Raw genomic sequence first — 11,576 nt, 5'->3', positions numbered from 1 at the left:
GTTGCCATTGGATACGGCACCATACACTCAAGTTTACTATAGTTCTCGATGTCTTTTCAGGTACTTCGCCATTTGGGGACGCCGCGAGCCCGCGACTTCAACGTCAGAGAGAACTCAGCTTGGCTGTTGGGCGATTTCCCCCTTGTCCACCGGTGTCCGTCGGGCTCATTGTCAATGACACCGGTTTCCATTAGAGACGAGCCAAACCCGTCAAACGAGCTGACGGCAGTAGTAGGGAGGATATGCGGCGTGACCGTTTCTGAAGCCGAGAGCGCTGTGTTCGCACCGGCGTCCATTGCTCCCCAATTCGTACAGGCCCGACTGGCCGGCGTTTCCGTCCCCGGCTATCCGGGCGACGTGCTTCCCAGCAGCATGGCCGAGGGCTACGCCGTCCAGGAAATCGCCATCGACAGCTGGCCCGACGAGCTGGTCGGCTGGAAGGTCGGCCTGGTGCCGCCGCAGCACCGCGAGCGCCTGGGCGCCGAGCGCCTGGCCGGCTGCATCTTCAAGAAGAACGTCTGGAACGCCGGCGACGCGCCCACCCCGTTCCGCGCCATCAGCGGCGGCTTTACCGCCGTCGAGGCCGAATTCATCATCCGCCTGGGCAAGGACGCGCCCGCCGACAAGACCGAATGGACCGCCGAGGAAGCCGGCGAATATGTCGGCGAACTGATTCTGGGCGTCGAGATCGCCGGCAGCCCGCTGGCCACCATCAACCAGCTGGGCCCGCCCATCGTGGCCTCGGACTTCGGCAACAACGACGGCCAGATCCTGGGCCCGGTGCTCGCCAACTGGCGCGACATCGCCTGGGAGGACATGGGCGTCGAGACCCTCATCAACGGCGTCAGCGTCGGCAAGGGCACGGCGGCCTCGATCCCCGGCTCCCCGCTCGCGGCCCTCGCCTTCCTGCTGGGCCACGTCGCCTCGCGCGGCCGTCCCCTGAAAAAGGGCATGCTGGTCACCACCGGCGCCAGCACCGGGATTCACGATGTTGTTGCAGGCGACGCGGCAACGGTTAGCTTCGGCGCCCTGGGGCAGGTCCAGTGCGTCGCGGTCCCGGCGAACTAAACAACAAGCAAGAAACTCAGGGTAAGGAAGGCGTGTCCATGAACGCTCCCACGGCTCCCGAGCCGTCCGAGAAGATCGGACGGTACAGGTGGGTGATCGTCAGCCTGCTGTTCGCGGCGATGGTCATCAACTATGTCGACCGACAGACCATCGGTCTGCTCAAGGCCGATCTCTCCAAGGAGTTCGGCTGGAACGAGACCCACTACGCGGACCTCGTCTTCTACTTCCAGTTCGCCTACGCCGTGGCCTATCTGGTCTGGGGCAAGATCATGGACAAGATCGGTGCCCGCTGGGGCTTCGGCATCGCGTTCCTGATCTGGCAGGTCGCCCACATCGCCCACGCCGGCGCGCGGGGCTTCACCGGCTTCGTGACCGCCCGCATGGGCCTGGGCATCGGCGAGGCCGGCGGCTTCCCCGGCGGCATCAAGGCCGTGGCCGAGTGGTTCCCCAAGAAGGAACGCGCCCTGGCCACCGGCATCTTCAACGCCGGCACCAACATCGGCGCCATCGTCACCCCGCTGGTCGTGCCGGGCATCGTCCTGGCCTTCGGCTGGCAGATGGCCTTCATCGTCACCGGCGTCGCCGGCCTGGTCTGGCTGCCGATCTGGCTGCTGGTCTACCGCACGCCCCGTCAGCAGAAGAAGCTGGGCGCGGCCGAGCTGGCCCACATCGAGCAGGATCCGGCCGACCCCGTCGAGAAGATCGGCTGGGCCAAGCTGCTGACCAAGCGCGAAACTTGGGCCTTCGCCCTGGGCAAGTTCCTGATCGACCCGATCTGGTGGATGTTCCTGTTCTGGCTGCCCGACTTCCTGGGCAAGCGCTATGGCCTGGACCTGAAGTCCTTCGGACCGCCGCTGATCGCCATCTACCTGATGAGCGACGTGGGCAGCGTGGCCGGCGGCTGGATGTCGTCCAACTTCATGAAGATGGGCTGGACCATCAACAAGTCCCGCAAGATCACCATGCTGATCTGCGCCTTGCTGGCCGTGCCGGTCATCTTCGCGGCCAATGTCGGCAGCCTGTGGCTGGCCGTGTTGATCATCGGCGTCGCCACCGCGGCCCACCAGGGCTTCTCGGCCAACCTCTACACCCTGCCGTCGGATGTCTTCCCGCGCGCGGCGGTGGGCTCCGTCGTGGGCATCGGCGGCATGCTGGGCGCCTTCGGCGGCATGGCCTTCTCGAAGTACATCGGCAAGGTGCTCGACCAGATCGGCACCTACACCCCGATCTTCATCGTGGCCGGCAGCGCCTATCTGGTCGCCCTGCTGGTGGTCCACCTGCTGACCCCCAAGATGGAGCCGGTGAAGATCTAGGTCTTCGCCGACACCGAAACGATCAAGCCCCCGTCGCCTCGGCGCCGGGGGCTTTTTTCTGGCCTGGGGCCGGCCGCGCGCCTATCTGAACGCCTGCGACCAGACCCTGACAGGAGCCCCGCCAATGTCCCCTTCCCCGCTCGAGGTCGCCCCCCTCAAGGTCGCTCTTGTCGGCTATGGCTATGTCGGCAAGACCTTCCACGCGCCGCTGATCACCGCCACGCCGGGGCTGGAACTGCACACGGTGGTCTCCAGCGACGCCGCCAAGGTGCGGGCCGACTACCCCGAAGTCGCGGTCGTCGCCGCCGATCTCGTCCGGGCCCTCGCCGACCCCGAGGTCGACCTGGTGGTCATCGCCACGCCCGACGCGGTGCACGCCCAGCAGGCCCACGCCGCGCTCGACGCCGGCAAGTCCGTCGTGATCGACAAGCCGTTCGCCGTCACCCTGGACGAGGCGCGCTCGGTCGCCGACCACGCCAAGGCCGCCGGCAAGCTGCTCAGCGTGTTCCAGAACCGCCGCTGGGACAGCGACTTCCTCACCCTCCAGGCGCTGATCGCCAACGGCCACCTGGGCGAGGTGGTGCAGTACGAGAGCCACTTCGACCGCTTCCGCCCGCTGGTCCGCGACCGCTGGCGCGAAAAGCCGGGCGCGGGCGTGCTGCTGGACCTGGGTCCGCACCTGATCGACCAGGCCCTGACCCTGTTTGGCATGCCCCAGGCGATCTATGCCGACGTCGCGGTGCAGAAGGACGGCGGCGTGGCCGGCGACTATTTCCACCTGCTGCTGCGCTATCCGCGCCTGCGGGTGCTGCTGCACGCCAGCCAGATGACCCAGGCGACGAACCTGCGCATGGCCGTGCACGGCACGAACGGCAGCTTCATCAAGAGCGGCCTGGACGCCCAGGAGGACCACCTGAAGGCCGGCATGACCCCGGGGGCGCCCGGCTATGGCGTGGATCCGCGCCCCGGCGTCCTGATCCAGCTGGAGGACGGCGAGCCGGTCAGCACGGCCGTCCATCCCCTGCCCGCCGACTACCGCGCCTATTACGCCGGGATCCGCGACGCCATCACCGCCGGCGCGCCCAATCCGGTGCCGCCGGAGGACGCCCTGCGGGTCATGGAGGTCATCGACGCGGCCCAGCGCAGCGCCGCCGAGCGCCGCGAGATCGACCTGTGAGCGCTGAACGCCTGGCGGTGATCGCCGAGCAGGAGCGCCGCCTCGTCCTCCCGCGCTTCGATCTCGACATGGCCTGGAGCCTGGGAAGCGCGCTGCGCGAAGCCGCCCTTGCCCTCGCCGCGCCGGTGGCCATCGACATCAGCCTGCACGAGCGGCCGCTGTTCCACGCCGCCCTGCCCGGATCCGACATCGCCAACGCCGACTGGGCCCGCCGCAAGCGCAACACGGTGCTGAGGCTGGGAACCAGCACCCTGGCCGTCGGCCTGAAACTGGCCGCCTCGGGCGAGACCCTGGAGCAGCGCTACGGCCTGTCGCCCGCCGACCACGCCGCCCACGGCGGCGGCTTTCCCCTGACGCTGAAGGGCCTGGGCTGCATCGGCGCGATCACAGTCTCGGGCCTGGCCCAGGCCGAGGACCACGCGCTGATCGTCCAGGCGCTGGAGGCTGCATGCCGCGTCTGAGGGCGGATTGACAGGGCGGGACGCTCCAGACATATCATAAATATGATAAATGGGAGGCGACAAAAGTCGCGGCCGAATGGCATCATTATTCGGACTGACGACGCTGCCTCTCGGCGCGATCGTGTCGATCAGCGCCGCCGAAGCGAAGGCGCTCGCGGTCGCCTATCCCGACGCCTGCCAAGCCCGCCAATGACCACTCTACTCCCAATGCGCGATAAGGCCCTGACGATGCACGCCAGACTGCTTGTGATCCTGTTCGCCCTCTTCTGCGCAACGCCGGTCTTCGCCCAGTCGGAGGGTGGCCGGGACAATCCTCGGGTCGACGAACTTTTTGATTTCGACTGGAGCTTCCAGGCCGGCGACATCACCGGCGCGCAAGATCCCGCCTTCAAGGACGGGGCCTGGCGAAAGCTCGACCTGCCGCACGATTTCCAGATCGAACAACCCTGGGACAAGACCGCGAACCGAGGCCGCGGGTTCAAGGCGCCTGGCGTGGGCTGGTACCGCAAGACCTTCAAGGCCGACGCTGGCTGGAGGGGCCGACAGGTCCTGCTGGATTTCGAAGGCGTCATGGCGTCCGGCGAGGTCTGGGTGAACGGGAAGAAGGTCGGAGGCACGGCCTACGGCTACCTCGGCTTCGAGTCCGACATCTCCAGTGTCCTGCGCTACGACGCCGACAACGTGGTGGCCGTGCGCGCCACGACCATGGACACCCAGTCTCGTTGGTACACCGGCGGCGGTCTGTTCCGCGATGTCCACTTGGTTGTCAGGAACCCGGTGGCCATAGCGCGCCACGGCGTCTTCGTGACGACGCCGGTCGTCGCCGCCGACAGGGCGGAGGTCAATGTCCAGGTCGAGATCGCGGGCCTGAAGGGCAAGCCAGACGCCGTCGAAATCCGGACCAGGGTGTTCTCGCCCGAAGGCAAGCTGGTCGGCGAAACCCGTGGCGCCGTCCCTGCCCCGCGCAACCTGCCGACGGTCGAAGTCGCCTTGGCGAACATGAGCGTGGCGGAGCCGCAGCTCTGGTCGATCGAAACGCCGAAGCTCTACAGCGCCGAAGTCGAACTGGTGGCCGACGGCAAGGTAATCGACCGGCTTACCAAGCGCTTCGGCATCCGCACCATCGAATTCTCCAAGGAATTCGGCCTGCGCCTGAACGGCAAGAAGGTGTTCCTGAAGGGGGTCGCCAATCACGACGATCTCGGCGCGGTCGGCGTGGCGGCCTATCGGACCTCCATCGCCAGGATGATGGACACCCTGAAGGCGTACGGCTTCAACCACATCCGCACCTCGCATAACCCCTACTCGCAGTCCTTCCTCGATCTGGCCGACGAAAAGGGCCTGCTGATCGTCGACGAGCTCTACGACAAGTGGGGCAGCACCCAGGCGTGGGGCGGCAGCGCGCCCTGGAACGACATCTGGTTCGACAACATGAAGGAGTGGATCAAGCGCGACCGGAACCACCCGTCCGTCATCCTGTGGAGCTTCGGGAACGAGTTGCAGTTCCAGGAGCAGCGCTGGAACTGGCCGACCGGCGACTGGGGCCAGACCACCTATCGCATCATGGACGTGGTGGCGAAACGCTATGACCCGACCCGCAAGACGACGGTCGCCATGTACCCGGCGCGCGCCAAGGGCATCATCAAGGCCGACCCGGCCTTCAACGTGAAGGAAAACGTCGTCCCGCCCGAACTGGCGACGATCACCGACGTCGCCGCCTTCAACTACGTCTGGGACGACTACCAAGCGTACCTGAAGCACGCGCCCGACATGATCATCTACCAGAGCGAGGCCGTCACAAACGAACTGGCCGCGCCCTATTTCGGAATGGATCACGACCGGATGGTGGGTCTCGCCTATTGGGGAGCCATTGAATACTGGGGCGAATCTGACGGTTGGCCGAAGAAGGGCTGGGCCTATTCCTTCTTCAACCACGCCCTTGAGCCGTTCCCCCAGGCGTGGCTGGTGAAGAGCATCTTCACCGACGAGCCGCTGGTCCATATCGGCGTCGTCGACAATGAAGGCGAGTCGAAGATGTGGAACGACGTGATAGTCGGCCAGAAGGTCATCTCGGCACACTGGAACCGGCAGCCGGGCAAGACCTACAACGTCTACACCTATACGAACGCCGACGAGGTGGAGCTGCTGGTCAACGGTAAGTCTATCGGCGTGCAGAAGAACTCCACGGACGTCAGGAAGCGCAACACGATCTACTGGACGAACGTCCCCTACGCGCCCGGCAGGATCACCGCGGTGGCGAGAACGGGTGGCAAGGTCATCGCCCGGGACGAGATCGAGACGACGGGCCAAGCCGTCGCCCTGAGGGTCGAGGCGGAAAACCCCGGCTGGAAGGCGGACGGCATGGACCTGCAGTACGTCAAGGTCTACGCCGTGGACAGCAAGGGCCGCAAAGTCCCCACGGCGACCGGCGAGATCACCTTCGACGTCACCGGCGCGGCGCGCCTGATCGCGGTGGACAACGGCGATCACTGGAGCAACGACCTGTTCTCCGGCGACAAGAAGGTCCTTCACAACGGCTTCGCCCTGGCGATCTTACGTTCGGAACGCAAGGCGGGCAGCGTCAGGCTGGCCGTTACGGGCGCGGGCCTGAAAGGAACCGCCAAGACGTTTCAGGTGCGGTGATCGAAGGCCACCTCGACGGATCGCCGCTGCCCTGGCAACGCCGGCCGACGCCTCCAAGTCCTTGCGGTGGTGTCCGGACGCGGCGACTGCGTACGCCCCGTGCGGCCCTCCACGAGGCGGAATGACGGAGCGGGTCAGGCTCAAGCGCCGGCGAAGTCCTGAAGGGCCCTAGTGCGCCGCGCCCAGGTCTTCGCGGCGGTCGTGCAGGTGGAGGCCAGCGTCCAGGCCGCGGCGCCACAGAAGCTCGGCGTCGTAGGTCACGATGCTGTCGCGCAGGGTCAGGCGCAGGACCAGCCGGGTGGGCAGCAGCACCGAGCGGCGCATCGCCACGCGGGCGCCGTCGGCCGTCAGGTCCAGCACCGCCACCGGCTCGGCCTTGCCGCCGGCCGAGATCAGGTCGCCGCGCAGCAGGCAGGCGCGCCGGCTTTCGGCGCGGCGCTCGACGGGCAGATCCAGGAAGGCGTCCAGGTTCGACATGGGCCAAGCTTAGGCGGCCAGACGTCTAGGAACGGTTCTCGAACTTGGTGAGCAAACGGTGAAATCCGAACGCCGCCGTCAGGCGCACTTTTCCAGCGGCGGCGCGGGCAGATGGCGCATCAGGGCCTCGACCAGGGCGGCGAAGTCGATCGGCTTGGCGACGTGGCCGCTCAGCCCGGCCTCGGCGCAGACCTTCAGGTGAGCCGGCTCGACATTGGCCGTCAGGGCCAGGATCGGCAGGCGCGCGAAGCGGCCGCCCAGCGCCCGGATGGCCCGCGTGGCGGTCAGGCCGTCTATGTGCGGCATGTGGATGTCCATCAGCACCAGGTCGAAGTCGCCCTGGGCCACCGCGTCGATGGCGGCCGCGCCGTCGTCGACGGTCTCGACCTCCAGGCCCAGCTGGGTCAGCACGCCGCTGACCAGCTCGCGATTGGCCGGCGCGTCGTCGGCCAGCAGCACCTTGGCGTTGACCAGGCGCGGACGGTTGGCCGCCTGCGGCGAGACGGCGGGCGTCGCGACCGCGCCCAGCGGCACGGAGAACCAGAAACTGGCCCCCTGCCCCGGCCGGCCGATGGCGCCGATGTCACCGTCCATCATCTCGATCAAGCGCTGCGAGATCGTCAGGCCCAGGCCCGTGCCGCCATAGTCGCGGGTGGTCGAGCCGTCGGCCTGCACGAAGCGCTCGAACAGGCGCTCGGCCTGCTCGGGGGCGAAGCCGATGCCCGTGTCGGTGACCCGCACCGCCAGCCGCACGCCGCCGGCCCCGTCGGGCTCGCCCCGGGCGTCTAGGGTGATCGAGCCGCGCGCCGTGAACTTGGCCGCGTTGCTCAGGAAGTTCAGCATCACCTGGCGCAGGCGCGGACCGTCGCCGACCAGCTGGCCGTCCAGGCCCTCGCCGCCGGTCAGGGTCAGCTCCAGCCCCTTGGCGCGGGCCTGGGGCTCGATCAGGTCCATGGCCTCGCGGGCCAGGTCCATCACGCCGAACGGACGCGGGTCCAGCTCGACGCCGCCGGCCTCCAGCTTGGAGAAGTCGAGGATGTCGTTGATCACCGACAGCAGGGCCTGGCTGGCGCTCTGGATGCGGTCGGCGTAGCGGCGCTCGTCGGCGGCCAGGGTCTGGCTCTGCATCAGCAGGCCCGAAAAGCCGATGACGCTGGTCAGCGGCGTGCGCAGTTCGTGGCTCATATTGGCCAGGAACTCGGCCTTCGCGAGGGCCGCCGCGTGGGCCGCGCGCAGGGCCTGGACGTGGTCGGTGACGTCCTGGAACACCCCGAACATCGCCTCGACCTCGCCGGCCTCGTCCAGCTCGCAGACCGAACGGCAGACCACCACGCGAATCTCGCCGTCGGCGCGGCGCAGGGGCAGTTCGAAATCGTAGCCTTCGCGGGTGGCCAGCGACTTCAGGACCAGGGCGTCGATCGTCGCGCGCCCCTCGACGTCATAGAACTCGACGGCCTGATTATAGGCCGGGTCGAACGCGTCGCGGGTCACGCCGTGGATGCGATAGACCTCGTCGGACCAGCGCACCTCGCCGGTCTTGATCACGTGACGCCAATGGCCGACGCCGGAGACGGTCTCGGCCAGGGCCAGCAGGCGGCGCTTCTCGGCGCCCTCGCGGTTGGCGCGGGCCAGCTCCAGCTCGTCGGCGACCACCTTGGCCAGGGCCCGCAGCCGGCCCAGGTCCTTGTCGGACAGGCCGTCGGGGCGCGGCTGGGTGTCGATGACGCAGAGGGTGCCGAGGTTGTGGCCGTCGGGACTGGTCAGCACCGCCCCGGCGTAGAACCGGATGTCGGGCGCGCCCGTGACCAGGGGATTGGCGGCGAAGCGCGGGTCCAGCGAGGCGTCCTCGACCACCATCACCGAGCCCGGGTCCAGCTTGATGGCGTGGGCGCAGAAGGCCTGGTCGCGCGGCGTCTGGCAGGCGTCCAGGCCCACGCGCGACTTGAACCACTGGCGCTCGCTGTCGACCAGCGAGACCAGGGCGATCGGCGCGTCCAGGATGTCGGCGGCCAGGGCGGTCAGCCGGTCGAAGGCGGCGTCGGGCGGCGTGTCCAGCACGCGATAGCCCAGCAGAGCCTGCAACCTGGACTGTTCGAATTCCACCACTTGGCCGATCCCTCTTTCTGAGTTCGGCGATGCTTGCCAGAGGCGGCCTTGGGCGAAGTTAATCGCGGGTGCGACATGGTGGCGCGGCCAGGAACCGCCGTTCGATGGAGGGGTGACGTCCGGCCGGACGTCACCCCTCCGACCGCTCAGCCGTCGATGTCGAGACCCAGCGCCACGCGGCCGGTGTAGCGCAGCTGCGGCTTGGTCTGCAGGGGATGGAAGCGCGCGCCCTGCACGTCGCGGAAGGCCCGCTCCAGGCCCAGCTCGCGATAGAAGGCTCCGCCGCCGGCTGCCTGCATCGCCCGCTCGACGGTCAGGATGGCGCCGTCGCCCGCCAGGGTCCGGCCGATCATCGCCTTGCTGGTGGTATCCGGCCCTGGCGTCCCGGTCTCGGCCTGGGCGATCAGCATCTCCAGGCTGAGGTCCATGGCCGTATGAGCGTTCTCCAACTCACCGACCAGATAGGCCAGGCTCTCGTCCTCGCCCTTGCGGCGGGCCGCCTCCAGCGCCTTGGCCCGCGCCCCGTCGGCGACGCCGACATAGGCTGAATAGATCACCGGGAAGGCCAGCATGCTGATGATGTGGAACAGCGGGTGCCATTTACCCTGCGGCCGCCGGCCCGCGATCGCCGCGTCGGCCACGAACACCTCGGTCAGCTCCACATCGTGCGAGCCCGTGCCGCGCATGCCCATCACCCGCCAGGTGTCGAGGATCTTGACCCCCTCGGCCTTGAACGGCACGCCGAAGTGCAGGACCGTCTGGCCTGCCTCCGGATCGTCGTAGACGGCGCTGGTCATCAGCAGGTCGCCGGCCAGGCAGCCGCTGGAGAAGATCTTGCGGGCCGTGATCCGGAAGCCGCCCTCGACCTTCACCGCCGTCCCGGCGCTCTTCAGCCAGTCCGACCCGCCGCTGGAGATCAGCACAAGGTCCTCGGCCGCCACGCGCTTGAGCAGGCCGTCGGTCGGCGCGCCGGTGTTCTTCCAGCGCCAGAGCGCGGTGACCACCTGGTGCGAGTGCATCGAGAAGGCCAGACCGGTCGAGCCGCAGGCCGCCGACAGCCGGCGCACGATCTGGCAGATCTCGCGATAGCTGGCCCCGCCGCCGCCGAACTCGGCCGGCGCCCCGGCCTTGAAGAAGCCCTCGCGCTTGAGCAGGGCGAAGCCGTCGGCGACGAAGCTGTCGGCCTCGTCATGGGCGGCGGCCTGGGCCGCGATCGCCTCGGCGATCTTGTCGGCGCGCTCCAGCCAGCTGGCTTGCGTGGTTTGCATCGTCGTCTCGGCCCGCGTGTCCATGGCCAGTCTCCAAGTCGGCCAGCCCGTCGCTCGCCCTTGGCATAACATGGTTCGAGCGACCCGATCGCGGCCAGTTCAGAAACTGAATCAAGGCGATACAGAAACTGAACTATGCCGAAGAACGGCGTAATCCTAAGCTTGCGCCATCCTGAGGGGGACCACCCATGACCCAAGGCAGCTACAAGCAGTTCTGTCCCGTCGCCATGGCGGCCGAGATCCTGTGCACGCGCTGGACCGTGGTGCTGTTGCGCGAGTTCGTCGCCGGCTCGACGCGGTTCAACGACCTGCGGCGCGGGGTGCCGCGCATGTCGCCGGCCCTGCTGTCGCAGCGGCTCAAGGAACTGGAGGCGGCCGGCATCCTCTATCGCTCGGCCTCGCCCACCGACCCCGGCGTGCTGGAATACCACCTGACCACGGCCGGTCGCGAACTGGAGCCGATCGTCGAGGCCTTCGGCCTGTGGGGCCAGCGCCGGATCAAGACCGAGGTCTCGCTGCAGAACCTCGACGCCCAACTGCTGATGTGGGACATGCGCCGCAACCTGAACCTGACGCCAATGCCCAAGCAGCGCAGCGTCATCCAGTTCGTCTATCCCGAGCGCCCGGCCGTCCAGCGCTCGTGGTGGCTGATCGTCGATCCCGCCGCCGACACCGACGTCGACCTGTGCTCTGCCGACCTGGGCTTCGACGTCGACCTCTATGTCTCCACCGACCTGAAGACCATGACCTCGATCTGGATGGGCTACGAGACCGTTCGCGTGGCGCTGGACAGCGGCCGAATGACCCTGACCGGCGACCGCGACCTGGCGTCCAACATCCAGACCTGGCTGGGGCTGAGCCACTTCGCCAAGGAGCGGAACTTGGTGGGGTAGAGAGATGACGGGCGGCGTGCGCTAGCCGGACAGTGGGCTCGCCTCGATAGCGGACTAACTCTAAGTCCGAGAAGGGTGAGAGTTGGATGGCTAGCTCAGCAGCGCCCCCTCCGTCACGTCGCCTATCGGCGCCGCGCCACCTCCCCCGTACGCTTCGCTACGGGGCAGGA

At 67.8% G+C, this 11,576-nt stretch carries 9 protein-coding genes; 6 read left to right on the top strand and 3 right to left on the bottom strand.

The window, feature by feature from the left end; all coding sequences use genetic code 11:
* The first annotated feature begins 249 nt into the window (after positions 1-249).
* The 5 genes from AC1RUS_RS23165 (at position 250) to AC1RUS_RS23145 (ending at position 6,662) form a co-directional block, all read left to right on the top strand.
* Entirely contained in the window at positions 250-1,068 is an 819-nt protein-coding gene (locus AC1RUS_RS23165; protein ID WP_492918979.1) for a 2-keto-4-pentenoate hydratase, read from the top strand.
* A 38-nt stretch (positions 1,069-1,106) separates the two neighbouring features.
* Entirely contained in the window at positions 1,107-2,381 is a 1,275-nt protein-coding gene (locus tag AC1RUS_RS23160; protein ID WP_492918978.1) for an MFS transporter, read from the top strand.
* Positions 2,382-2,505: 124 nt separating this feature from the next.
* A complete protein-coding gene (locus AC1RUS_RS23155) occupies positions 2,506-3,558 on the top strand; it encodes an oxidoreductase (RefSeq protein WP_492918977.1) in 1,053 nt (350 codons plus the stop codon).
* Positions 3,555-4,019, top strand: a complete 465-nt coding sequence (locus AC1RUS_RS23150; protein WP_492918976.1) for a heme-degrading domain-containing protein — start codon at positions 3,555-3,557, stop codon at positions 4,017-4,019. The genes AC1RUS_RS23155 and AC1RUS_RS23150 overlap by 4 nt, the downstream gene beginning before the upstream one ends.
* A 189-nt stretch (positions 4,020-4,208) precedes the next feature.
* Positions 4,209-6,662, top strand: coding sequence for a glycoside hydrolase family 2 TIM barrel-domain containing protein (locus tag AC1RUS_RS23145; protein WP_492918975.1), 2,454 nt, complete (start codon positions 4,209-4,211; stop codon positions 6,660-6,662).
* A gap of 168 nt (positions 6,663-6,830) precedes the next feature.
* Here the strand turns inward: AC1RUS_RS23145 and AC1RUS_RS23140 are convergent, their stop codons facing one another.
* The 3 genes from AC1RUS_RS23140 to AC1RUS_RS23130 form a co-directional block, all read right to left on the bottom strand.
* Positions 6,831-7,139, bottom strand: coding sequence for a hypothetical protein (locus AC1RUS_RS23140; RefSeq protein ID WP_492918974.1), 309 nt, complete (start codon positions 7,137-7,139; stop codon positions 6,831-6,833).
* A 78-nt stretch (positions 7,140-7,217) separates the two neighbouring features.
* Positions 7,218-9,245 (bottom strand): ATP-binding protein, encoded by a 2,028-nt coding sequence (locus AC1RUS_RS23135; RefSeq protein WP_492918973.1) that lies wholly within the window; start codon positions 9,243-9,245, stop codon positions 7,218-7,220.
* A 146-nt stretch (positions 9,246-9,391) separates the two neighbouring features.
* On the bottom strand, positions 9,392-10,537 hold the full coding sequence (locus AC1RUS_RS23130; RefSeq protein ID WP_492918972.1) for an acyl-CoA dehydrogenase family protein: 1,146 nt from the start codon (positions 10,535-10,537) through the stop codon (positions 9,392-9,394).
* A gap of 164 nt (positions 10,538-10,701) precedes the next feature.
* Between AC1RUS_RS23130 and AC1RUS_RS23125 the strand changes: the two genes are divergently transcribed.
* On the top strand, positions 10,702-11,406 hold the full coding sequence (locus tag AC1RUS_RS23125) for a winged helix-turn-helix transcriptional regulator (protein WP_492918971.1): 705 nt from the start codon (positions 10,702-10,704) through the stop codon (positions 11,404-11,406).
* The last annotated feature ends 170 nt before the right edge of the window (positions 11,407-11,576 follow it).

The sequence above is a fragment of the Caulobacter sp. GW821-FHT10F06 genome (assembly GCF_058809215.1).
The sequence above is the reverse complement of the archived record's forward strand: the minus strand, read 5'-3'. Positions and strand labels throughout refer to the sequence as shown.